This window comes from Flavobacterium sp. GW821-FHT11G01 (assembly GCF_058808175.1).
On the sequence record NZ_JBXARK010000001.1, the window covers coordinates 230,322 to 256,367 of the forward strand.

The window sequence follows — 26,046 nt, forward strand, 5'->3', positions numbered from 1 at the left end:
TGTAAAATGAACTAGTTTTTACGCTTAAAATTTACATTCATTATAATAATGGCCAGGATAATTAAAACAATTCCGACCCATTGAGAAAAGATTACTTTTTCGTTTAAAAGGACATAAGCCATCATTACTGAAACAGGTAATTCTAAAGCTGAAACAATGCTTCCTAAACCAATTCCGGTTAACGGAAAACCAGCATTCATAAGCATTGGCGGAATAATAGTTCCGAATAAAGACAGCACAATTCCCCATTTCATAAAAATTTCCAGATTAAATGGTGTTACCTGAGTGACAAAAGCAAATGAAAACACAATTATAGCTCCACCTAAAAGCATATATAAACTTCTTTGAGCTGATGAAATTTCGGTAGCTACACGATTTGCAGTGAACATAGTTGTAGTGAAAGAAGCTGCCGCCATAACACCCCATGCAATTCCACGCCAATCTAATTTTATATCGTTATTGATGATATTAGTAGCCAAAACAGTTCCGATAAGAACAATGAAAACAGCAATTACTTTTTGTTTTGATGGTAATTTTTTCTCTAAAATCATTTCCAGTAAAACGCCCATCCAAACGGTTTGCATCAATAAAACAATACCGATAGAAACCGGAATATATTTTACAGCCAAATAATAAAACAAACTTGTCATTCCTAAAGAAGTTCCTGCCAGCATTAAGCTAAAAATGTTTTTAGGAGTGGCTTTTACAACATTGTTTTTGTGCTTAATTTTTTGGAAAGTATTAATTAATAGAATTCCAATAATCCCCAAAACAAATTGAGATGTTGTTACTTCGGCAGTTGTATATCCTTCAGAATACGCCATTTTCACAAAAGTGGCTAACATTCCGTAAGTTGTAGCTCCTAAAGCAACTAAAAACACTCCTTTTAATACATTGTTTTGTGACATCTGAATTTATCTTTTAAAAAATTAAAGCCGGCAAAGGTAAGCTATTTTGTTTATGATTTAGCAGAAAATTGACACAAACAGTATTATTACCATTGCTTCTGGAGTAAATTTTTCTTGTAAATTGAAGATTTGTCAAAATATTGAAAATGGTCAAAACAAAAAAGCCATCAAAATCTGTGATTTGATGGCTTTGTAATTTATTAAATAATTAGTTCTAATTATTTCGTTGGTTGAGTTTTATATGTTTCAATTTCAAAAATTAAAGTAGCGTTTGGCGGAATTACACCTCCGGCACCTTTTTCGCCATAAGCTAAATTTGCAGGAAGAAAGAAAATTGCTTTTTCTCCGTCCGTCATCATGTCAAGAGCTTCAATGAATCCAGGAATCATTCCGTCTTTTTTACCCACAGTAAAAGGAAAAGCTTTATATCCTCCTTGCGCATCTCTGTTAGCATCATATTTACCATATGCTTTTGCTACACTTGGCATACTGCTGTCAAAAAGGCTTCCGTCTTCAAAATATCCTGCATAGTGAAAATAAATGTTAGATCCTTCAGCACCTTTTACACCAGTTCCTTTTTGCGTTATTACATATTTTAAACCAGAGGCATTTGTAGTAGCTTTCGCTTTTGTTGCTTCAAAATAAGCAGCTTTATCTTTAACCACTTTTTGTGATTCTAGTTTTTTAGCCTCTCCTTTTTTAGCCTCATCAGTTAAAACTTTTACAGCATCAAATTTTTTAGCAGCTGCGCCTTTACGTGTAATGGTAATTTTTGTCATGATATCATCCTGAACAATTTTATTTACATTGTCCATTCCAGAAACTACATGTCCAAAAATAGTATGTTTTCCATTCAACCAAGGTGTGTCTTTATGCGTGATAAAAAATTGACTTCCGTTGGTAGCAGGACCGGAATTTGCCATTGCCAAAATACCGCCTTTGTCAAATTTTAATTCTTCAGTAAATTCATCTTTAAATGAATATCCGGGACCACCGGAACCATTTCCATCAGGATCTCCACCCTGAATCATGAAATCATTAATAACTCTGTGGAATTTTAATCCGTCGTAAAATGGTTTCCCTTTTAGTTTTTCCACTTTTACATTAGGGTTTTTACCTTCTGCCAAAGAGATAAAGTTAGCTACAGTAACAGGAGCTTTTACATATTCTAAAGAAACAATAATGTCTCCTTTTGTTGTAGAAATAGTAGCAAATATACCGTCATTTGGATCTGCTTTAGCTACTGTTTTTACTGGTGCAGCTTTTGGTTTTGCAACAGGTTTCTTTGTCGTCTGTGCCTGAATATTTACAATTGCAAGGCAAAATAAAAATAGAAATTTAAATTTCATCGTATTCCGAATTTAAGTCTATGATAAGTTTTAAAATATATTATTGTGGTTTTTCTAATAATTGAATTTCGAAAACAATATTAGCATTTGGTGGAATAACATTACCAGCTCCAGTTGCTCCATAAGCCAAATGAGATGGAATGAAAATAACTGCTTTATCTCCAAATGAAAGTTGTTCAATTCCTTCAATAAATCCAGGAATTAATCCTGATTTACTTCCTGCTGTAAAAGGAATTGGCTGATATCCTTTTGCTTCAGCTCTTGCCGGATCGAATTTTCCAAAAGTTTTGGCAACTTCTTCTACGCTTGAGTCAAAAAGAGTTCCGTTTTCTAAGAAACCAGAATAGTGAATATAAACCTGAGTTCCGTTTGCAGGTTTTTTACCTGTTCCTTTTTCAGTAATTACATATTCTAAACCACTGTTTGTTTTTGTAGCTTTTGCTTTTAATGCGGCAAGTGCGTCTACTTTTTCTTTTTGAACTCCTGCATATTTGCTTTGTTCTTTTGCTATTTCTGAAAAATAATCGTGAAATACTTTTACTGCATCAAACTTTTTAGCTGCCTCACCATTTCTGATAATCGTTACAGTAACAATTTTATCATCTTGTTTTACCTGGTTTACTACTTCTTGTCCTTTTTCAACTACATGACCAAAAATAGTGTGTTTTCCATTTAACCATGGAGTTTCAACATGTGTAATAAAAAATTGACTGCTGTTAGTTCCTGGACCGTTATTGGCCATTGCCAAAACACCAGGTTTGTCAAATTTTAAATCAGTGATCTCATCTTTAAATTTATATCCTGTGTCTCCAGAACCAGTTCCTTCAGGATCTCCGGTTTGAATCATGAATTCTTCAATTACTCTGTGGAATTTTAAACCATCGTAAAAAGGTTTACCTTTAAGATATTCTTTGGTTACAAATTCGTTTTTACCTTCCGCAAGTGTTATAAAATTTGCTACTGTAATTGGCGCTTTTTTATAATCCAGTTCAACAATAATATGGCCTTTGTTAGTTTCAATGTCAGCATACAAACCATCAGGCAAATTGCTATGCTCGTCTTTACAAGAATAAAATGAGGTAACGGCTAGTAGTAATAATAAAATACTCTTTTTCATTTTTAAAAGGTTGTTTTTATGGGTTTATTGTATCTTTTTTAGTTTGAGTTGCTGGTTTTACTGCTGCAGGTTTTGGAGTTGCAGGTTTTGGAGTTTGTCCAGTTGCTGTTGTTGGAGCTGTAGTTTGCCCTGTTGGAGCTTGTGTCGCTGGAGCAGCTGTTTGTGGAGCGGCCGGATCAGGAACAAAATTACGCAGGGTAACGATGCAGATCAAAGATTGATTTGGGCCAATTTTTTTATTGTCTCCATGATATCCGTATGCAATATGTGAAGGAAACAGGAAAGTTACGATTTCGTTTTTACGCATCAATTTGATACCGTCACGTAATCCCATCATAATCTCTTGTTTATCTACATAATAGGTTTGTGGACCAAGATCAGCTTCTGAATAAATCACATTGCCTTTGATGTCTTTTACCTCTAAATTAAAATAAGCGATATCTCCTTTTCGGGGCGTTTGAGTTTCATTTAAATTTCTTTCGTCATAAGAAAGCCAATAACCTTTTCTTGTCGCGTAATATTTTACTTTTGGATTGCTTTTGATGATCTTTTTAATAACATTTTCTTCGTCTGCTATTAATTTTTTGTTACGATCAACTGATTTTTTCATAAAAGTTCCCGAAGCTCTTGAAATAGGTCTTCTGGCATCTTCATGTTGTTTACAGCTAACCAATAAAACAGCAAAAAGGAGCGTATAAATGCTTAGTTTTATGTAGTTCATAGTAGGTTATATTTTTAGTTTAGTTACTAAATCTTCAAATTTTCTCAAAGTTTCTTCCATCGAAACTTCAGATCTTCCACCGGCAGCATTGCTATGCCCTCCACCATTAAAATGATCTCTGGCAAACTGATTTACATCAAATCCACCTTGCGAACGGAAAGAAATTTTGATAATTTTCTCGTCTTTATTTTCGATAAAAATAGCAGTAAAAACAATACCTTTTATACTTAACCCGTAATTTACAATTCCTTCGGTATCACCTTTTACATAATCAAAAGAGTCAAGCTCGTCTTGAGTAAGTGAGGTATAAGAGGTTTTATGTTGTTCAAACACTTTCATATTTTGCAAAGCACGTCCCAATAATTGTAAACGACTGTACGAACTATTATCAAACAATAAAACAGGAATCTGAGTGTTTTCAACTCCTAAATCAATCAATTCTGCAATAATTCTATGCGTGTTTCCTGTTGTTCCCGGAAAACGAAATGATCCTGAATCGGTTAAAATTCCGGTATAAATACAAGTTGCAATGGTTTTATCTAAATCTTCTTTTTTGTTTAAGAAAGAAATAAAATTATAAACCATTTCGCAAGTTGATCCGAATGATGTATCAGAATATGTATAAGCAGCATAATCATCAGGCTTTTGATGATGATCAATCATAATAAACGGAGCAGTTAGTTTTGCTAAAGTATGTTCCATTTCGCCTGTACGATGAAAAGCATTAAAATCAAGTGTAAAAATTAACTCTGCTTCTTCAAGTATTTTAGTACAGTTTTCAGTGTCTTTTTCAAATATTTTTACGGTTTCAGAGCCTGGAAGCCAGGCTAAAAAATCAGGAAAATCGTTAGGAGCAATCACCGTTGCCTGGTGATTGTTTTTTAATAAAAAGTGGTATAATGCTAAAGTAGAACCCATAGCATCGCCATCTGGTCCTCTGTGCGGTATAATTGCAATTTTCTTTGGAGTTGCAAGCAACAATTGTATTGCCTGAATATCTTGTATTTTCATAGTGTGCGAATTTACATTTTTTTAATGTAATGTTGAAAACATTTTGGAGATTAACACACTTTTATAAATTATGAATTATAGGTTATGAATTATTGTTCCACAGAGATTCACGAAGAATCCACAAAGGTTGACAAAGAGTATTTAAAAATATTGATTTGAATGAGTAGTTATCCTGAGTTTTGGAATTTGGAATTTAAAAATTGGAATTTATTCTATGGTACAATTTATACTTTGCGCCTTTTACAATCTGTGATTTATAAATTCCGACAGAACCTGAAGAAAAGTAGGCAATTGTACAGGCGATTGCGATGAAAATTCCGGGTTGAATTCCAAATAATTCCATTCCCATAATGGTGCAGGCGATAGGAGTGTGGGTCGCACCCGAAAATACAGCGACAAAACCTATTCCCGCTAAAAGAGCAATTGGCATTGGAATAATTGCCGATAAAGCACTTCCTAAAGTTGCTCCTACAAAGAACAATGGTGTTACTTCACCACCTTTAAAACCGGCTCCCAAAGTAAATCCGGTAAATAAAATTTTAAGTAAAAAGTCATACCAGGAATTAACGTTAGAAAAGGAGTCTACAATAACCGGAACGCCCAATCCTGAGAATTTTGTAAAGCCGAAGCCAGCAATAGCAATAGCTAAAATGATTCCGCCAATAAAAGGTCGCAACGGAGGATATTTAATATTTTTTGAAAAAAGAGAACCCCAAAAATGAGTACTTCTGGAGAATAATAAAGCAGCAAAACCTGATAAAACACCGACAATAGCAGTATATACGATATTGTGCAGATTGATTTCCGGAATATCGGGAATGCTGTAATGGGTATGTTTTACCTGCCAGAATTCGACAGTAAAATAGGCAGCATAAGCCACTAAAAATGATAGAATTATACTTTTTATATTGATTTTACTAAAATATAAAACTTCTAAAGCAAAAATAGCGCCTGCCAAAGGAGTTCCGAAAACAGAGGCAAAACCGGCACTGATTCCGAGTATAATCAATATTTTTCTTTCGGAATTATCTAAGTTGAAAAATTTGGTAAATTGGTCTGCGATTGCGCCTCCCATTTGTACGGCAGTTCCTTCGCGGCCTGCAGAACCTCCAAATAAATGGGTAATTAAAGTTCCTAAAAGTACTAAAGGAGCCATTTTAAACGGAATAACTTTTTTAGGCTCTTCGTATTCTTCCAACAATAAATTATTGCCTTTTACGACAGATTCTCCCCAAAAGTAGTAACTGAAACCGACAATTAATCCGCCGAAAGGCAAAAGCCAGATAATCCAGTCGTGATGAATTCTAAATTGTGTAACCCATTCAAGTGAAACTAAAAAAAAGGCCGATGCAGATCCTGACAAAATACCGATCAAAAAACAGATCAAAATCCATTTGAAAGTAGTCAGAAATATTTCTTTTAGTTTTTGAGAAGTCATTAATCTAAATACGGGCGGGTTTTCGCCACGAATTCACGAATTTAGAAAAAAATATCTGTTTTGATCTTTTTAGAATATTAATTCGTGAATTCGTGGCTAAAAAAAATATTTATTGAACAACAGCTGTAAATTCAATTTCAACTAAATATTCAGGAGCAACCAGTTTGCTGATTTCATAAAAACCAGTTGTAGGTTTCACATCTTTAAAGAAAGCAGAGTGTGCTCTCGCAACTTCTTCAAAAGTTGAAATATTGGTAGTGAAAATTCTTGTTCTGATTACATCTTTCATTCCAACATTCAAATCTTCCAGTACTTTTTCAACACGTTCTAAAATATTATAAGTTTGAGCATAAGCATCATCGGCTTTTACTTTATCGCCATCAACAATAGCCACAGTGCCCGAAACTTCAATAATATTGCCAATTCGTACCGCACGGCAATATCCCATTTTGTCTTCCCATGCTGATCCTGTCAAGATGTTTTCTCTTTTCATTTCTTCTGTTATTTTGAATTATTTGGTATTAATTTTAAAAATAATTCTGGTTAGTTAATAGGCTGCAATTTATAAAATATGTAACTGAAAAGGGTATACATTTATTTGAAATCAATCTGTAAAATATTCTTTTTTGTGATATTTAAACACCAAATTTTAATTATTTACTCAACTTGATATTTTTCAAAAAGACGAAGTTTATTTTGTGTTGCCGTTAAGTTTTGCTGCAAAACTTCAATCTTGTTCAGCAAATGATAAATAGCATCAATTCCTTCTAAATTTATTTTGAGATCATAATGCATACGAATCATTTTTTCTAAAGCTGGCAACTGTTCAGGCTGCAAATATTCATCTTCTTCCTGAATAATAATTTCTACTAAACCATAATTGTTCAACTCGGTTATAAAGGTGTTTTCGATTTCGTGATACAGGCAAAATTGTTTTATCTGGATTAAGTTTTTACTATTCATGATTTCTTATTTTAGCTAATTCTTCAAATAATTCTTTCTCTTTTTGAGATAATTTGGTTGGCGTTTTGACATTATAAGTAATGTATAAATCGCCAAACTGATTCTCTTTTTTGTACACCGGAAATCCTTTTCCTTTTAATTTTACCTTCGTTCCGGTTTGGGTTTCAGCAGGCACTTTCACCTTTACTTTTCCATCAAAAGTATTCACGAAAACTTCGCCTCCTAAAACGGCAGTATATAAATCAAGATTTACATCAGAATATAAATTATTTCCTTCTCGTTTAAAATCAGAATTATTGTCAATTAAAAAAGTAATATACAAATCACCACTTGGTCCACCGTTTGCACCAGGTCCGCCATGTCCGGGAATTTTAATGATTTGCCCGTTTTCAACTCCGGCCGGAATTGTAATTCGGATATTTTTGCCATTTACGGTTAAACTTTGTTTGTGTGTTGTATAGGCCGAAGCCAAATCTAATTGTAATTCGGCATTAAAATCTTGTCCACGGTATTTTGATTGTCCTCGCGAACTTCTTCCTCCTCCATACATTGAATTAAAGAAATCAGAAAAATCACTTCCGGAAAAATCGCCTCCAAAACCTGAAAAATCCTGATTACCGCCTTGTTGCTGTTGTCTTGAATATTGCTGTTGATTCGGATCGTAACCTGCTTTTTCAAATTCATCGGCATGTTTCCAGTCTTTTCCGTATTTATCATACTTTTTACGATTTTCCGGATTGCTTAAAACTTCATTGGCTTCGTTGATTTCCTTAAATTTTTTCTCCGCTTCTTTATCATTCGGATTCAAATCAGGATGATATTTTCGAGCCAGTTTTCGATATGCTTTTTTGATATCGGCTTCAGTGGCTGATTTTGTAATGTCCAATATTTTATAATAGTCGATATAATCCATTTTATATGTTTTTTAATAAAATTAAATTAGAACCTTCAAGTTATGAATAAGTGAGTAATTATCAAAGTGATGCAATTCTTTTTAAATAAAAAATAACGAATTAATTTTTAATAGATTCACTTGTTTTGGCATTTGGTTCCGAAGCTTCGGGATTAAATTGTAATTTAATTTCCAGGAGTAGTAATTCTTGGCAGGTTTTTTGTTTCAAAAAATTAGCCTAATATATTGTTATAAAAGTCTTAAAGTTAAAGTGCGTAATTAAATTATGCTATTTTTGCTTTGCTATACTATTATTTTATAAAATTATAAAAGCCGATTCGATAAAACTTTTTCAATGAAGCACATTTTATTTTTCATATTATTTTTTACCGCTGTAACAGTATCAGCCCAGACGGAGTTTGGAACTAAGTTCAAGAGTATTCCTGCTCCAAAGTTTAGTGCAAAACCTAAAAAAATTCCTCAGCCTGAGACATTAGATCCTTCCGCTCCAAAAGCAGAGGTACCGAGTATCAAAACGCCAAATGTTTATGATAATACCACTATTACATCTAAATCTAAATTTCAGGTAGGAGAACAAAAAAGCAAGTTTACGATGTCTACCGAAACTGACTTTGCTAATCCTGGCGATCGTTATGTGGCAAAAATGGAAAAAGACGTCGATAAGGCTTTAAAAGATGCTGGTTTAAGAGAAGGCAGAGGAACTTTGGTGAAGAGAAATATTTCTTTGGGAGATTTTAGAACGAAATCAGCTTATTTTATTGTGAAATTCCGTGACTTCGGAGCAATTGATGGGGATTTGATAAAAGTTTCTTCAAATGATCAGGTAATACAATCTCAGATTTTTTTAGACTCTAATTTTAAAGACGTTAAAATTAATCTTGTAAATGGTTTCAATAAATTAGATTTTGAAGCATTAAATATTGGTTCTTTAGGAGGAAATACAGCCGAAATTCAGGTTTACGACGATAAAGGCCAATTAGTTACAAACGATTATTGGGATAATCTTGCCGCTGGATTTAAAGCGTCGATTATTGTTACGAAAGAGTAGAGCTTCGAGGTTCAAAGTGACAAAGGTTCAAAGGGTCAAAGAAAGAAACCTTTGAACCTTTGTTACTCTGGACCTTTGTACCTAAAATTGAAGATGTGAAAAAAAAATATTTTTTTCACATCTTCAATTTTTCAAATTCGAATATAAAAAGTATTTTTGCGCATGCAACACAACGTACTTATTTTAGATTTCGGATCGCAATATACTCAGCTTATTGCGCGTAGAGTTCGCGAATTAAATATATTCTGCGAAATTTTCCCTTACAATCACTTTCCTAGTGATTTATCACCTTATAAAGCCGTAATTTTAGGAGGAAGCCCATTTTCTGTTCGTGCAGAAGATGCTCCACATCCTGATTTATCTCAAATTCGAGGCAAACTTCCAATGTTGGCAGTTTGTTACGGAGCACAATACTTAGCTCACTTTAGTGGAGGAGAAGTAGCAGCTTCGAACACCAGAGAATATGGTAGAGCTAATTTATCTTATATTAAGGAGAATGAAGTTTTCTTTAACGGAGTTTCAGAAAACAGCCAGGTTTGGATGAGCCACAGCGATAGTATCAAAGCTTTGCCAACAAATGCAGTGAAACTTGCAAGCACGCATGACGTAGAATATGCTGCTTATAAAATTGATGGTGAAACAACTTATGCTATTCAATATCACCCAGAAGTTTTCCATTCTACAGATGGATCAAAAATGCTGAAAAACTTTTTAGTAGACATTGCTGAAGTTCCTCAGAATTTTACACCAAATGCCTTCGTTGAGGAAATGGTGGGAGAATTAAAAGAGAAATTAGGTAACGATAAAGTAGTTTTAGGATTATCAGGAGGAGTTGATTCAACTGTAGCGGCAGTTTTATTGCATCAAGCAATTGGTAAAAACTTATATTGTATTTTCGTAAATAACGGTTTACTTCGTAAAAACGAATTCCAAAATGTATTAGATCAATACAAAGGAATGGGATTGAACGTAAAAGGAGTAGACGCCGGAGATCGTTTTCTTGGCGAATTAGCCGGAATTAGTGATCCTGAAACTAAACGTAAAACAATTGGTCGTGTATTTATCGAAGTTTTTGATGATGAATCACATTTGATCGAAGATGTAAAATGGCTGGCTCAGGGAACTATTTATCCTGACGTTATCGAATCGGTTTCTGTAAAAGGACCATCGGCAACGATTAAATCGCACCACAATGTTGGTGGATTGCCAGATTATATGAAATTAAAAATTGTAGAACCACTTAGAATGTTGTTTAAAGACGAAGTTCGTAGAGTTGGTGCTACTTTAGGAATAGATCCTGAATTATTAGGAAGACACCCTTTTCCTGGACCAGGATTATCAATCAGAATTTTAGGAGATATTACTCCGGAGAAAGTTCAAATCTTACAAGATGTTGATGCCGTTTTTATTGACGGATTAAAATCTTGGGGATTATACGATAAAGTTTGGCAGGCTGGAGCAATTTTGCTTCCGGTAAATTCTGTTGGTGTGATGGGCGATGAGCGTACTTATGAAAAAGTAGTGGCGCTTAGAGCAGTTGAATCTACTGATGGTATGACCGCTGACTGGGTTCATTTACCTTACGACTTCTTAATGAAGGTGTCAAATGACATTATTAATAAAGTGAAAGGCGTGAATCGCGTTGTTTACGATATAAGTTCAAAACCACCTGCAACAATTGAGTGGGAATAGTAATATTTTTCAATTTAAGGCGTTACATTTGTAACGCCTTAAATTTTTAAACCTACTATTTATGAGAGAACTTTTAACGATTTCTCTTGTCTTTATTTTGTCTTTTAACAAAATAACTGCACAAGATTCAATTATTGAACACAAAATTCAAAAAGGGGAAACTGCTTATTTTATTGCCCAAAAATATAAGGTTTCTGTTGATGAAATTTATAAACTCAACCCTGAATCACAAAGCGGAATCCAAGACAATCAAGTTCTTAAAATCCCAGTCCACCCGACAGAAAAACAAAACCAAAAGCAACAAATCACCCACATCGTTGCTGCAAAAGAAACGCTGTACGGCATTTCAAAACAATATAAAGTTACGGTTGATGCCATTCAGAATGCAAATCTTGAAATTCTTGCCAACGGACTTCAAATTGGTCAGGAATTAATTATCCCGGAGAATTCTAACAATCTTTCAAAAACTGAAATTACAACCTCTTCAAAAGTAAGCCATCAGGTAGTGACTAAAGAATCTTTGTTTAGTATTGCCAGACAGTATAATGTTTCGGTTCAGGATCTTGAAAATGGGAATAAGGAATTGCTTCAAAACGGATTGCAAATTGGTCAGATAATTGCTATTCCGAACAAAAGAAAAACGTTAGACGGAAGAGTTCGTGTAATTAATAATGAAACCATTTTTCATATTGTTGAATCTAAAGAAACTAAATTTTCGATCGCTAAAAAATACGGCATTTCTATCGATCAGTTAGAATCACAAAATCCTGAAATTGTAAATGGATTAGTTGTTGGAAATAAATTAGCCATTAATACAACAGCAATTAAACCAACAAATGAAAGTGAAGAACTAATGTTGGCTTTGGCCGAAAAACAAGTTGTGGTTGAAAAGACAAAAGCCAAAACAGTTGAGATTGATGATTTAAAAGACAGATTGGTTGTTCAGAAAGAAATGAACCAGAAAATCATAAAAATTAATGATTTGAAAGTCAATCTGAATGATATGAATGGTTCTAAAGATAATTCGGTTGAAAAATTACGTTTGGTTTTAGAAGCCAATAAAAATGTACAGGATATTTTAATGGCTAAATTAGATTCGTTAGTCAATACGATGAATAATGATTTAGTTGAATTGAAAAGAATGGATGTTTTGAATGTTGATGAATCAAAAAGATTGGAAAAACAATCCTATGAAAGCATCGGAAAAACAAATGAATTATCTTCTCAATTAAAAAAAGAACTGGCTGAAAATAGAAAAGCTTATGCCGGTTTAATGAATAAAGTAGAGAAAATTGCTGTTGAGGAAAATCAGGAATACAAGAAGAAAGTCCGCGAAAGCGAAAAAAACAAACCATCAACTTCATTGCAAAAACGTCTTTTTTTAGAAGAACTTAAACATTATAAAATAGAGCAGGAGCAAGGTGATGCACAAAATCAACTTTTGATTGCAAAGATTGATTCATTAGACACTCAGAAAAAAATCGAGGTAAAAAGACATATTAGTAAAGCTTCATTTTATAGTATGGAAGCCCGACAATTTGATGATAAACTGGCTTTGATAAAATTGAAAAAGTATCAGGACGATGTTTTAAAAAATCAAAATAAAACCAATTCTAATGAAGCTTCAAAAGCAATTTCGTTAGAGGAAATGAAGCGCGAATTGAAGGAAAATCCGCTTAAAAATGATAAAACAATAAAAGTAGAAGTTTTTGATAATCTTAAAGAAGTTTCAAATGGCTATTACTTAGTTTTAGGTATATTTACAGATGCGACACCGAGAGATAAGTTTATTATGAAACTTATTGATTCTGGGGATTTTAATGCTAGTTTTTTCTTTAATATAAATAGTCTTTCGTATTATGTTTATTCAGACAGATACCAAAATATGGAAGAAGTTTTATATAAATGCAAGAAAAAGGAGGAAGATGAGTTATATAAAGACATTATTATCGCTAAGGCAGAAATTGATCTTAGGTAATAATTGGAAAAAAATTAACAAGTGGCCTGAATCTTGCTTTGAACAAAATTAGTATCTTGTTTTTGAATTAAAAATTAAATTGTTTAAGTCCTATTATGAAATATTATTTCGCCTTATTATCCCTTGTGTTTTTTATTACTTGTTCTGCCTTTTCGCAGGAAAAAGTGATAAAATATACCGTTTCCAGTGGAGAAACTATCAATCAAATTGCTGTAAAATTTAAGATTACGCCTTATGATATTTATGCATTAAATCCAGATGCACGAAATGGTGTGAAACCAAATATGGTTTTATTAATTCCGACGAATGTTAGTAAAGTTACTGCAGGTAAAACAGATGGAACTAGTACAAAAGTTGCTGCAAATTCAAAAGAAATCATACACGAAGTTCAGCCAAAAGAGACTTTTTATAGTATTGAGCATAAATATGGAATTTCTGATGAAGCTTTAAAAGCGGCAAATCCTGGTCTTGAAAAAACAGGAGTTCAAATTGGTCAAAAATTAGTGATTCCGGCAAAAGGAAGTGCTGCAAAAGCTAGTTCAGCTTCTGCAAAAACAACTAAAGAAAAAGGACCTGAAAAATATGTCTATCATGATGTTGTAGCAAAAGAAACTAAGTTTTCGATCGCTAAACAATACAATACTACAATAGAGGATTTAGAAAAACGCAATCCGGAAATTGTGTCTAGTCTGCCAATTGGATACAGGGTTACTATAAAAGGAACAGCTCCTAAAACAGAAAATTCATCGCCAGTTGCACCTGTCGCAAAAGCGGCAGAAATTCCTAGAAAAGTAACTACTTATATGGAGTATCAGGTTAAACCGAAAGAGACTTTTTATAGTTTAGGCAGAACTTTTCATATTACTCAGGAAGAACTAACAGAATTAAATCCGGCACTTTCTGAAGGAGTAAAAGAAGGGATGGTTTTAAAAGTTCCGTCAGGATATTTGGCACCAGCCCCAATTATTGCACAAGCAGTACCTGTTGAAAAGGTAGCTGAGAAACCAATTGCTAATGCAGGTAGTGGTGGTATTTCGGTTTTAGAAAAAGTGAAATCTGAAACGGTTTCTGCAAATCCTGAAGTGGTTGAACTGACAAAAAAGAGAGGGCAAACAGAACGTAAAAAAATGGTTTTGTTATTGCCGTTCAATTTAGCTAAAATGCAAAATGATACGACAAGTAGTGCTACTCGTATTAAAAATGATAAGTTTTTAAACATGACCCTGGATTTTTATTCGGGAGCGATGATGGCAATCGATTCGGCAAAAACTTTAAAATTGCCAATTGATGTTTCTATTTATGATTCAGGAGAAACCAAAACGGCATCGAATGTTTCGGGTTTAATTGCTCAAAATAAATTGCAGGATGCGAGTGCTGTGATTGGACCATTTTATCAGACTAATGCAGAAACAACAGCTAATTCATTACGCTTGTATAATGTACCTGTGATTTCGCCATTGTCAAAAGATAGTGCGAATCCAATCGATAATTTGTACCAGTCAATACCAACGAACGACGTAGTAAGAAACGCTGTTTTTGATTATATGCGTGCTAAAAATGGAAATATTGTAGCTGTTGTAGATAAGAAAAAAGAATCTGTTATTAGTTATATCAAACAAAATCAAAAAGGGGTTGTATTTTCTGCTTTAACAGAAACTGGAGGTTTAGATGTTGCCAATTTAAAAAGTTTGTTATTACCAAACCGAATGAATTATGTAGTGATGGAAACCGGGAATACAGCTATGGTTAAAACAACTATAAAAGCGCTGCTTGATGCACAAAAGTCATGTCAGGTGCAATTGGTAATTTTAGAACCAAACAGTACACTTGATACGGACGAAATTAGTTTTGAAAACTTAATTAAACTGAAATTAATGTATCCGTCTGTGACTCGTGAAAGTGATGAGCCTGGTGTTTTAATTTTTGAAAAAGAATATCGCCTGAAAAACAAAGTGAATCCAAATACCTATGCAACAAGAGGTTTTGATGTTACTTTTGATACCATGATGCGTTTGGTACAAGGAAAAACGTATCAGGAAACGGCGGACTTAATGACAACAGAACAAGTTGATAATAAATTTCAGTATTATAAAAAAGAAGATGGGGGACACGCCAATAAAGGGGTGTACATTTTATATTACGACTCAGATTTAACTTTAAAAGTAGCAAACTAATGACATCAAAAGTAACCTATTTAGGTGATTTAAGAACACAATCAATTCATGTGCAATCAGGAAGCGAAATTATTTCAGATGCACCACTAGATAATAATGGAAAAGGAGAAGCTTTTTCTCCAACAGATACTGTTGCCAATGCTTTAGCGAGCTGTATGATGACTATTATGGGAATCAAAGCGCGCGATTTGAATGTAGATTTCGTTGGATCAACAGCTGAAGTGACTAAAATAATGAATGCTGAACCAAGACGAATTGGTGCAATCGAAATTGTTTTTGACATGCAAGGTGTCGAAGATGCAAAAAGCAGAACAATTTTGGAACGTGCAGGAATGACTTGTCCGGTATTTTTAAGTTTAAGTTCAGAAATTGAAAAACGAATTACTTTTAACTGGAAGTAATTTTGAAATTATAAATAGAAAAGCCATTCGTCGCAACGAATGGCTTTTTTTATTTTTGACAGAAGTTCTATTGTGTCGTTTCTGTTTTTAAATCTTCCAGAATTGGTGTAATAATAGTTTTTACTTCTTTTTGAATAGTTTCGTTTTTCTGCTCAAAAATAACAATATTATTTTTTCCTTTTTTAAGCCAGCAGCCCGGAACATAAAGTGTTTGTTGTGGCCCAACGCTCCAATATCTTCCTATATTGATTCCGTTTATGAACACAATACCTTTGCCCCAATCGCGCATATCTAAAAATGTATCTCCAGTTTTATTTAGATTAAAAGTTCCCTGATATAAAGTTGGTCGGTTTGCTTTGCCTGAATTTTTATAAGAAGTCAAATCCGGTTCTTTATTCATTGGTAATGTATACATTTCCCAGTTTCCGGTGATCGTTTGGCCATTTATAATTACCGGACTTATGATTCCCTTATTATTTGCATTAATTTGAGAACCATAATTGATACGTCCCATGTTTTCGACAACAATGTCTAAAGTTGCATTAAAAGGAACTTCAATTTCACAATCGTATTTTTTGTAATATCGGTTTAATTCGGCTACCTTTTTGCCATTTACATACACGATCGCATAATCTCGTAAACCATTCAATTCTAATTTTCCACTGATAGGTTGTGTGAATTTTTTGCTATACCAAACATAACCGTCACCTTGATTTAGTTGTTCGAATGTTTGTGGATTATCTTCAATCACCGGATTAATTTCAGCTTTTAAATAGGCTAAATCTACTGTTTTTGTCAAAGCAATATTTGGGATTGTAATCACCGGTATTTTTGCAGGAACAGCAGGAGTTTGAGGTGTTTTTAATAATTCTCTTAGCGCATTATATTTTGGAGTTGCCCAGCCGGCCTCGCTAATTGGAGCATCATAATCATACGATGTCATATCAGGCTGAATGTCATGTTCTTTATCATAATTTGCCCCGGAAGTAAAGCCAAAATTAGTACCGCCATGAACCATATAATAGTTAAATGAAACCTGATTGTCCAGATATTTTTTAGTCTGACGAACGGTTTGTTCCGGTTTTTGTGTTGGGAATGGTTCTGCCCAATGATCTAACCAACCCGGATAGAATTCGGCTACCATATAAGGACCCTTATTGTTATTGAATTGATTAACTACCGCTTTTAACTTTACGACATCATCTTCGCCATTGGCTGTTGGTAAAGCACCTGGCAAGGCACCACCCTCAAAAAGCCAACTTCCGTCAGAAGTGAAAAACGGAACTTCGAAACCAACATCTTTTAATTGCTGAAAAACGGCAGCACTATATTTTTTATGTTCGTCAAGCGGAATATCTTTGCGTTGTGCAACATACGATCCAAATTCGTTTTCGCCCTGAACCATAATAATAGGCCCGCCTTTAGTGATTTGTAAATCCTTAACCTGATTGTATAATTCAGTAAAATAAGATTTTGTTGCTGTTAAATACGCTGCATTGTTACCACGAATAACCATATTAGGAACATTTTGCAGAAACCAGGGATAACCGCCAAATTCCCATTCGGCACAAACATAAGGACCTGGGCGAAGAATAACAAATAATCCTTCTTCCTGAGCTGTTTTAATGTATTCTGCCAGGTTTTTATTTCCAGTTTTAAAATCCCAAACTCCGGGAGCTGTTTCGTGGTAATTCCAAAATACATAAGTTTCGACTGCATTTAATCCCATTGCTTTCATCATTTGTAAACGATGACGCCAATAGGGTTGTGGAATTCGGGAGTAATGCATTTCACCTGAATGAATTTGGATCGGTTTTCCATTTAATAAAAAATTTCCATCGCTAATGGCAAATGTTTGTTTTTGCTGTGCAAAACCAATTGAAAATGTCAAGGCAGAAAATAAAAGTACAAAGTATATTTTTTTCATTTTGTTTTAATTTTAGGATGTAAAATAAGCAAGAGAACACAAATTTAAAAGTGTTCTCTTGCCTGACCTAACTAACCAATATTTATTATTCTGAAAACTCTAATTTTTGTAATTTATTCCAGCCACCTCGAGTGAAATCCGGAATTTCGACCGGAACAGAACCTTTATCAAGAGAAATTTCTGTTAAGGGTCCTAAACACGACCATTCCGCCAAATCGTAAACATCCATATCTAAAGGAAGTCCTTTTTGCAAGCAGTGAATTAAACGATAATCCATTATAAAATCCATTCCGCCATGACCACCAACTTTTTTGGCTTGTTCTTCGATATTTTTCACCATTGGGTGTTTGTATTTTTCCATCAATGCTTTTTTTACTTCTTCAGGAACAAAGGAATGAGCACTTAATTTTTCGTGATTAGGTTTTACATCATCGCCTAATTCTTTTCCGTCCAGCGCATAACCTTCTAAAGGATATTTATTTGCAAAACCTTTAGTTCCGCTCAGTTGATACATTCTGCTGTAAGGACGCGGAGAAGTTACATCATGCTGAATTTGAATTGTTTTTCCGTTTTCAGTACGAATCATGGTCATGGTATGATCTCCATTTCTGAAATCTTTAATTTCCTGACCTGATTTTTCTTTAATATAAGCAGGATTTCCAACTGCTTTCGTATCCATAGAAACCAGAAAATTCATCTTATCACCACGATGTATATTCAATGCCTGACACGCTGGCCCCATTCCATGAGTCGCATAAACATCGCCGCGGTGTTTGATATTATAATCCATTCTCCAGTTGTTCCAGTATTCTCCCCAGAAAGGCTGTAAACCGTGAATGTAAGATCCTTCAGCATGAAGAATTTCTCCAAATAATCCTTGTTGCGCCATATTTAAAGTAGTAAGCTCGAAGAAATCGTAAACACAATTTTCAAGTTGCATACAGTGTTTTCTGGTTTTTTCAGAAGTATCAATTAGTTCCCAAATTTCTTTCATCGTTAAAGCTCCAGGAACTTCAATAGCTACATGTTTTCCATCTTTCATAGCCTGAACGCCAATGATAGCATGATGTTTCCAGTCTGTTGCAACGTATACTAAATCGACATTTGGAAGTGCTGTAACTTTTCTCCAGGCATTTTCATCTCCAAAAAATTCCTGCGCTTTTGGAAGTCCGGCTTTCGTTAAAATTTCATTAGCTGACTGTGTGTTTTTTTCTAACATATCACAAAGCGCTACAATTTCTACACCTGGAATATGCGTCATACGTTCTACAGCTCCTGGTCCGCGCATCCCAAGTCCGATGAAAGCTATACGAACTGTTGGAATAGGTGTTGTAGCCAAACGCAAAACATCTTGTTGGCCTTTTGGTCTGGAAGGTGTTTTGGTCTTAATCATTTGTGCCGATGCAATCGTCCATCCGAACAAAAGAAAAAGAACTATTGTGGATTTTAAAAAAGTAGTTTTCATAAGTGGTTTTATTTTTGAAATCAGTCTTTTACGGTAATTTGTTAAAGTCTATTTCTGGTTTTTTATTGTTTAAAGGTCTTGTAAATAGTGTTTTTGGTGTGGTATAATTGTTGAAAAAACCACCGTCTTTTAAATAGAAAGAATCTTTTTCAATTCCGCCGGCAAAATCCATTCGGTATTCTTTTGCTCCCGTATTATCGGTTGTAAAGCGAGCCGAATTAATTTCTGTCCAATTTCCTTTTTCATCGCAAATCCATTGATTATTAAACAAAACCCTGCGAGATAAATTGCCTTGTTCCGGAATGAAATTCTCTAAAAACGAATGAAATCTTTTTAAATAAGTACTTGTTTGAGGACGGCTGAAACTTGCAATTAAAAGCCATTTGTTTAACTCAGGTGCATAAAAATAAGCCGTGTAAGTAGTAGAATTATTTCCTTCCGGGATTCCTCGTAACAAAAATTTATAAGTCGTTCCGGCTTTCCAATTGTATTTCAGATAACTTTGACCACCAGAACCTTCGTCTCCAAATTCTCCTGTATGAACATTTTCGCCTTTTTTAAGCATTTTAATTTTATGCGAATCCGGAATGCTCTTGGGATCGTCTGTTGAAAATGGACTCCAGACAGAGAATAAAACTCTTCGTTCCATCTCAGAATTTACCTGTATTCCAAAGTAGCCTTCCCCAAAACCATTGGCCATAAAATAAGATCCAATTTTGTCTTCTTTTTCAGGGACGGTAACTTCATTATAATACCATTCGGCATTTGTATTTTCGGGAACCTGATAATTTAAATGAACCGATGGTCCGCGACGTCCCCAATGATAAAAATTTCCTTCGTTATTTGGGACATAAGACATTTTTCCATCATAATCTGTACTGGAAATTGTAAGACGATTAATCGACGGAAAACGATCTCCATTTTTACTGATTCCTTTTATTTTGACAGCCACATAACCTTCCTGATTGATTTTCCAGTTTCCAACGATTACGGCTTTTTTTGAAGTAGTGAATTTTACTTTTTTTGATTCGTTTTGAATTGAAAACTCCAATTCTGATTTCCCAAAAACTTCAACTGATTCTTCGACTGTAATTTGGAAAGTTCCTGCTTTTGAAATTCTAAAATAAGCCGTAAAATATTCACTGAAATCGGTCCAGTTTTCAATTCCATTATCTGTAATCGTAGTACTTCCGTCAATGTGTTTGGAGCTAAAAGCATTTCCGGCCAAAGGAATCGAAATTTTCGTTTTCGGATTTTCGGCAGGTATTTTTTTAGCCGAATCTATACCATTTGAATAAGAAAGAGATCCGAATAAGAAAGCCAGGAATATGTAAAATAAATTTTTCATTTGATGGATAATTTGTTTGTTTTTTGAAGGACCTCTCTAATGAACCAGATTAGAGAGGCTTCAAAAACAAACAATTCTAAATAATTAAAATTTTTGAATTGAAATTCACCTACATACTAATTACTAATTTTAAAATAAATTCGATTGCTTAAAAGATCAGGCAGTTTTATTTGCTTAATCTTTTAATCAATGCTGTAACATGTTTTTTAGTATCGTCATCTAATGAAGCCAATGCTTTATCAGCTTCAGCTGGAGAATATTTTGTTAATCCGGTTATTCCTGCTGCAATTACGTTGTATGATTGTTCTTTAATGCTTTCTTCCATCAGTGTTTTATAAGAAGCATCGTCAGTAGAAGCCAATTTTATAATAGCATTTGCTCTGGCAATGGTCTTTTTATCATTTTTAGCGATATCCAGAAGCGTTTTTAAAACCTGATCTTTTGTTTGTTTTTCATTTAAATCAATTGCTTTGATACTCAGTACCCTTAAGTCTTCTTGAGGATCTTTTAAGCCTTCCAGTAAAATAAGTTGTGACTCCTGATTTCTGTCTTTTGAAGCAAATTTTATAGCTTCAATTCGGTTGTAATATGAAGGCGCATTTTTATATTGAAAAAGATAATCAGCAGCAGTTTTTTTATCTATATTAATTTCGCCAACTAAGATTTTATCTGGATCTAAATCGATAAATTCAGGTTTTGAGGGAAGATCAAAACTGAAACTTTGTTCTCTTTTATCAATTAAAATATCCTTTCTTATTTTAGTTCCGTTTACATAAAAATCAACTTTTAAAGGCAGTGTAAATGTTTGCACAGCACTATCCTGAGATTGACTTATGGTAATGATAATTTTTCCGTTAGAATATTTGTAAATCACATCCAGAATTGGACTTCCAGGATTATAATACCATTGATTAAAATAAGGCAGCCAGTCTTTTCCAGTCACTTCTTCCATTGATAAACGCAGTTGATGTGGTTCGCCAGATTTATAAGCATTTGTTGTCAAATAATGGTTTAAAGATTTGAAAAACGCTTCGTCACCCATTTGATTTTTTATAGCATACAAAATGATTGAACCTTTTGAGTAGCTGATATTATCAAACATATCATCCTTATTCTTGTAATGAAAGCGTGCCAGAATTTCGCTGTTTCCATTTTTTTGTGAACGTAAATAGTTTTGCAACTTTTCATAACGCGATCTGTCTTCGCCATCTTGTCCGGCGTCGTGACCGTGCCAAAGTACTTCTCCAAAAGTGGCAAAAGATTCGTTCATAGTTAAGTTTGACCAGGATTCAGCCGTGACATAATCGCCAAACCACTGGTGGAAAAGTTCGTGCGCAATAGTACTTTCCTGATTGTCATCTAGTAATTCTCTTTCTGTTTTCTGAACATATTCACCGTGAACTGTAGCAGACGTATTTTCCATTGCCCCTCCAAAATAATCTTTACAAACAATTTGAGAGTACTTTGGCCAAGGATATTCAACTCCCAACATTTTGCTGTAGAAGTTCATCATGTCTGGTGTTTTATAAAAAATTTGTTTGGCGTATGGCGCATATTTTGGCTCTAAATAATAGCTCACTTCTTTGCCATTATAAGAGTCTTTATACACTTTAAAATCGCCAACCGCCATCATAAATAAATAAGGGGCATTTGGTTGCTCCATTTTCCAGATATCAGTTCTTGTACCGTTTTTATTGACTTTTTGAGAAGTTAATTTTCCATTAGAAAGCGTTGTATACTTCGAATCTACCGTCATGGCAATTTCAGAAGTTGTTTTCTGATTTGGTTTGTCTATAGTTGGGAACCAAGCTGATGAAGCTTCTGTTTCACCTTGTGTCCAAATTTGTACAGGCTTATCTTCTTTTCCGTCAGGATTTATAAAATACAATCCTTTTGAATCCGTCATAGTTTCACCACCTTTTGTTTTTAGTTCATTAGGTTTTGCGATGTAATCAATGTAAACAATGTATTTTTCAGTGCTTTTATATTTTCTGTTTAAAGTGATAAAAACCTGTTCGCCGTCCTGAGTATATTTTAACGGAATATTTTTTTTGCCCTCAACGATTGCAATTTCTTTGAATTCCATTCCTTTAGCATCTAACGTAAGCTGATCTGTTTCGTAGAAATGAGGTTTTAAAGTAATCCATTCTTTTCCGTATAAATAGCGTTTACCATAATCGAAAGATACTTCGAGTTTGGTGTGAATCAAATCATGAACTTTTAATGCGGTAACTCTGTAATCAGTTAATTCATCTTTGTTTTGATCCGTATTTTGCGCTTCAATTTTTTGTCCCATTATAGCGATGAGACTAAAAATCGTATATTTTAAAAAAGCTTTTTTCATTTTATAATTTTATAAAGTTTGTTTTTTGATGATGATTGAAATGCCTTCGGATTAAAGTTTCTCTATAATTCTAACTTCTCCATCTTTTTCATCTTCAGTCAAAACATTCGATGGTTTTTTAGTGTAAACTGCTAAACACCATTGCACAATTTTATTGGCAGGATATAAATCAGCCTGATGTTTCAACCATTTTTCAGCTTCATTTGCAGAAGATGTTTTTTCAATCGCCCAAGCCGAAACCAATTGATTTGCTGGTAAGAAATTCATAACCGTATTATCAATCTTCGGATTAAAAGCAACAATTTTCTGCAATGATTGATTTGCTTTTTCTGTATTGCCAAGACTGTTGTAACAGAGATAATCCATCCAGTTTTCTAATCTTTCATCGATATTTTCGTCGTATGGTTTTCCAACACCTAAATTTTCCGGGAATAGTTTTGCATCGGCTATGAATTGTAGTGCTTTTTTGTATTGCTTGTTTTTCATTTCTGATAAAGCTTGCATCAATTTAGCTTCGTGATACAATTGTCTTCCCGCTGTTGCGCCTTCAAAAGGAAGAATTTGCAGTTTGGTTAAGAAAGCATCCGCGGAAGCATACTTTTTATTCAGCAATAATGTTTTGGCATATAACATTCCCATCAAATAATTGTCCTGATGTTTTTTATAAAAAGGTTCTGTTATCGCCAGCGCCTTATCATATTGTTTTTGAATGATATAATGTTCGGCCAGTAATTTAGGATATCTCCAGCTTTGAGAATCTAATTTAATTGCTTGTTGAAGACTTGAAATTACCAATTGAGAATCATCTTTGAACAAAGAAGCTTTTGCTGCATAAAAAGCCGGATCATTTGGCTGAGTTCCACATTGTGTGAATAAATCTTTTGCTTTTGAAAGATTATTACGATTCCATTTAATTAATCCTAAATGATATTTTAATTGCCATTGATTATTATTTTTCATCAAACTTTCCAGAATTTCGGCAGTTTCTCCGCGGAAAGGAAAACTAATTCCGGGTTGAATTTTGTTCAAATCAACTGCTTTGTTTTCTAAAAATGCTTTCCAATAAATAATTTCAGCATTTGGTTTTGCTGTTGAAAAAACTTTCAAAGCTTCATCATTTCGACCCAAATTATGATACCAGATTCCTAGTTCTAAATAGGTTTGTTCCGGCATTTCATTTTGAATAAGAGAGATAAAGTGTTCTTTTGTTGCTGTTGAGTTTTCCCAAATAAATCTTTCAAAACGAACGAAATTATTAAGAGGATCAATAGCTGTGATTTTATTTAATATTTCAGACTCTTTACTAGGATCGTTTTGCAAACGATAAATAACGGCTAATAGCTGTAAACCCTCTAAATTATATTGATTGTTTATCAAACTTTTTTCAGCATATTCGATCGCTTTTGCCAGATTGTTTTCAGTAAAATAAATTTGGCTTAAAGCCGTATAAGCTGAACTTCTAAATTCAACACTTGCAGCAGCGATGTCAAAACCATCTTTAGCATCGGTTGTATTTCCTAAATGAAGATTGGCTAAACCATAATAATAATTAGCTGCAGGATCATAAGTATTAATTGCTAAAGCTTTGCTAGCTGAAGCAACAGCCTCTTTGTATTGAAATTTTCTGATTTGTAATTGTGCCAAGTCAGAAAGGGCAGGAGCATAGTTTGGATCTTTCTTCAGACATGCATTTAATTTTTCTTCCGCAAGAACATAATCTTTAAAACTGATATAGTTTTTTCCTTGCAGATACAATCCGTAAACTGAATTGTTATCGAAATCTTTTGGCATTTCCAACGGACGATTTAGATTTCCATCTTCCGGAGCTGAATTCCAAACCAGTTTATTTTCGCCCAATGTTAACTTTAATTTGTTTTCATTAACCGAAACCTGAATAGAATCTTTAAATAATTCTAATGTTTTAACCGAAATATCTTTAGAATAAACTTTCTTTTCACCATCAAAAACTTCTAATTTTTCGTTTAGTTTTTGAAGTGGAGAAAAATAGATTTTCAACCAGCCATTTTCATTTTTGACATTAACAGCGCCATAATTATTTGCTTTTACAAAACCTTTTGTCTGTTTTACCGGAAACCAATATTCTGTCCATGAATCTGTTTGATAAGGTGCAAAAGAACGCTGTTTAAAAGGCGTTAAATTACTGCCTTCACTTGCTTGATTAAACAATCTTCCACTTTGTACTTCAACATATTGCCCGTCAGTATCGGTTAATAATTTTTCCCAAATCATACCTTGTTGAGACAATCCCCAAATCCATATTTTTTTGCCCGGTTTATCATCGTGATTGCCGTATCTTCCCATTCCGAAATCTTCATCGTGGTAATATCCTCCAAAGAAATCATTGTATTTTCCAAAAACGTGGTACGATTTATAACCGCCAAAATCATTGTTTTTATAAAAGGATAAATCTTTACCGTTTTCTTTATCAATTGGCCACGAATTATGTTCACCATTATGTCCAATATAACTTTGTCCCGGATAAATAAATTGTAAGCTTTGAGATGCCTTAATTCCTGTATTCATCCAGGTATAATAAGGTTGTTCAAATTCAGTTGAGTTAAACCAAAATGAATTTGTCGTAAAATAAGCCTTGTCTTTTGGAAGATTGATGTCGAGTTTCCAGGAAGTTCTGGTTAATAGATCTAAAACTCCAATAACACAACTAATACTTCCATCTTCTCGGGTTATGATTTTATAATCTACAGGAGTCGCGCAATTTGGCGTGTGACCGATAATTCCGTAATTGCCTTCAACGCCGCCGCTTGTCCAAGGACCGCGCATGGCAATATCTCTGAATTTGATTACATGGTTGTTGTAGATAAAATCTTTTCCGGTTGATTTTTCGATTGCTGACCATACTTTTCCACCAATTTCCGGAAGAATCATCAGTTTGATATAATCGTTTTCTATCTCGATTACTTTCCATTCTTTTTGAACCGGTTTATCTGTAAAACCATCAAAACGGAAATAAGGATAAACCTTTGTATCGGGTTTTGGGATAGGATCAGGATCTGAAAAAGGATACGTGGTAAAGACTTTTTTATATTCCTTAAAGGTTGGTTTATTTTGTGCGTTGACAAACAGGCTTCCAAAGAGTAAAATGGATAAGAAAGGTTTAATTTTCATATGGAGAGCTATTTATTGTGGTTATGATTAGTCAGATAATTGGGTTGTTTGCCCGCATTTTTGTCATTTCGACGGAGGAGAAATCACACTAGAAAATCGACA

The 26,046-nt window shown here is 33.9% G+C and carries 19 protein-coding genes; 5 read left to right on the forward strand and 14 right to left on the reverse strand.

The features are described 5' to 3' along the window. Positions 1-11: 11 nt before the first annotated feature. From AC1RRN_RS01035 to AC1RRN_RS01075, 9 genes are all read right to left on the reverse strand, one after another. Complete coding sequence (locus AC1RRN_RS01035; RefSeq protein ID WP_492965489.1) at positions 12-908, reverse strand: EamA family transporter; 897 nt, start codon at positions 906-908, stop codon at positions 12-14. 218 nt (positions 909-1,126) lie between these two features. Then, on the reverse strand, positions 1,127-2,257 hold the full coding sequence (locus tag AC1RRN_RS01040) for a peptidylprolyl isomerase (protein ID WP_492965491.1): 1,131 nt from the start codon (positions 2,255-2,257) through the stop codon (positions 1,127-1,129). Positions 2,258-2,297: 40 nt separating this feature from the next. Beyond that, on the reverse strand, positions 2,298-3,374 hold the full coding sequence (locus tag AC1RRN_RS01045; protein WP_492965493.1) for a peptidylprolyl isomerase: 1,077 nt from the start codon (positions 3,372-3,374) through the stop codon (positions 2,298-2,300). Positions 3,375-3,390: 16 nt separating this feature from the next. Beyond that, positions 3,391-4,095, reverse strand: a complete 705-nt coding sequence (gldI, locus tag AC1RRN_RS01050; RefSeq protein WP_492965495.1) for a gliding motility-associated peptidyl-prolyl isomerase GldI — start codon at positions 4,093-4,095, stop codon at positions 3,391-3,393. 6 nt (positions 4,096-4,101) lie between these two features. Further along, positions 4,102-5,106 (reverse strand): DHH family phosphoesterase, encoded by a 1,005-nt coding sequence (locus AC1RRN_RS01055; RefSeq protein ID WP_492965496.1) that lies wholly within the window; start codon positions 5,104-5,106, stop codon positions 4,102-4,104. 193 nt (positions 5,107-5,299) lie between these two features. After that, positions 5,300-6,544 carry a voltage-gated chloride channel family protein gene (locus AC1RRN_RS01060; RefSeq protein ID WP_492965497.1) on the reverse strand — a complete coding sequence of 415 codons (1,245 nt, stop codon included), beginning with the start codon at positions 6,542-6,544 and terminating at the stop codon, positions 5,300-5,302. Positions 6,545-6,653: 109 nt separating this feature from the next. Beyond that, the gene (locus AC1RRN_RS01065) at positions 6,654-7,037 is read right to left on the reverse strand and encodes a RidA family protein (protein ID WP_492965498.1); all 384 of its coding nucleotides are present in this window, start codon (positions 7,035-7,037) and stop codon (positions 6,654-6,656) included. A 164-nt stretch (positions 7,038-7,201) separates the two neighbouring features. Next, positions 7,202-7,507 carry a chaperone modulator CbpM gene (locus AC1RRN_RS01070; protein ID WP_492965499.1) on the reverse strand — a complete coding sequence of 102 codons (306 nt, stop codon included), beginning with the start codon at positions 7,505-7,507 and terminating at the stop codon, positions 7,202-7,204. Next, positions 7,500-8,420, reverse strand: coding sequence for a DnaJ C-terminal domain-containing protein (locus AC1RRN_RS01075; protein ID WP_492965500.1), 921 nt, complete (start codon positions 8,418-8,420; stop codon positions 7,500-7,502). The genes AC1RRN_RS01070 and AC1RRN_RS01075 overlap by 8 nt, the downstream gene beginning before the upstream one ends. 334 nt (positions 8,421-8,754) lie before the next feature. On the opposite strand from AC1RRN_RS01075, the gene AC1RRN_RS01080 reads away from it, so the two are divergent. From AC1RRN_RS01080 to AC1RRN_RS01100, 5 genes are all read left to right on the forward strand, one after another. Next, positions 8,755-9,468, forward strand: coding sequence for a hypothetical protein (locus tag AC1RRN_RS01080; RefSeq protein WP_492965501.1), 714 nt, complete (start codon positions 8,755-8,757; stop codon positions 9,466-9,468). Positions 9,469-9,630: 162 nt separating this feature from the next. Beyond that, complete coding sequence (guaA, locus tag AC1RRN_RS01085) at positions 9,631-11,160, forward strand: glutamine-hydrolyzing GMP synthase (protein WP_492965502.1); 1,530 nt, start codon at positions 9,631-9,633, stop codon at positions 11,158-11,160. Positions 11,161-11,221: 61 nt separating this feature from the next. Beyond that, the gene (locus AC1RRN_RS01090; RefSeq protein WP_492965503.1) at positions 11,222-13,138 is read left to right on the forward strand and encodes a muramidase family protein; all 1,917 of its coding nucleotides are present in this window, start codon (positions 11,222-11,224) and stop codon (positions 13,136-13,138) included. A 95-nt stretch (positions 13,139-13,233) separates the two neighbouring features. Further along, positions 13,234-15,312, forward strand: coding sequence for a LysM peptidoglycan-binding domain-containing protein (locus AC1RRN_RS01095; protein WP_492965504.1), 2,079 nt, complete (start codon positions 13,234-13,236; stop codon positions 15,310-15,312). Further along, the gene (locus AC1RRN_RS01100) at positions 15,312-15,713 is read left to right on the forward strand and encodes an OsmC family protein (RefSeq protein WP_492965505.1); all 402 of its coding nucleotides are present in this window, start codon (positions 15,312-15,314) and stop codon (positions 15,711-15,713) included. The genes AC1RRN_RS01095 and AC1RRN_RS01100 overlap by 1 nt, the downstream gene beginning before the upstream one ends. 67 nt (positions 15,714-15,780) lie before the next feature. Here AC1RRN_RS01100 and AC1RRN_RS01105 read toward each other — a convergent pair whose 3' ends face one another. The 5 genes from AC1RRN_RS01105 to AC1RRN_RS01125 all read right to left on the reverse strand — a co-directional run bounded on the left by AC1RRN_RS01105 (position 15,781) and on the right by AC1RRN_RS01125 (position 25,944). Continuing rightward, a complete protein-coding gene (locus AC1RRN_RS01105) occupies positions 15,781-17,640 on the reverse strand; it encodes a glycoside hydrolase family 35 protein (RefSeq protein WP_492965506.1) in 1,860 nt (619 codons plus the stop codon). 85 nt (positions 17,641-17,725) lie between these two features. Beyond that, positions 17,726-19,105 carry a Gfo/Idh/MocA family protein gene (locus AC1RRN_RS01110; protein ID WP_492965507.1) on the reverse strand — a complete coding sequence of 460 codons (1,380 nt, stop codon included), beginning with the start codon at positions 19,103-19,105 and terminating at the stop codon, positions 17,726-17,728. A gap of 28 nt (positions 19,106-19,133) precedes the next feature. Next, complete coding sequence (locus AC1RRN_RS01115; RefSeq protein WP_492965509.1) at positions 19,134-20,453, reverse strand: DUF3472 domain-containing protein; 1,320 nt, start codon at positions 20,451-20,453, stop codon at positions 19,134-19,136. Positions 20,454-20,619: 166 nt separating this feature from the next. After that, complete coding sequence (locus AC1RRN_RS01120; RefSeq protein WP_492965510.1) at positions 20,620-22,797, reverse strand: M1 family aminopeptidase; 2,178 nt, start codon at positions 22,795-22,797, stop codon at positions 20,620-20,622. A gap of 51 nt (positions 22,798-22,848) precedes the next feature. Further along, positions 22,849-25,944 (reverse strand): DUF5107 domain-containing protein, encoded by a 3,096-nt coding sequence (locus tag AC1RRN_RS01125; protein WP_492965511.1) that lies wholly within the window; start codon positions 25,942-25,944, stop codon positions 22,849-22,851. Positions 25,945-26,046 lie beyond the last annotated feature (102 nt).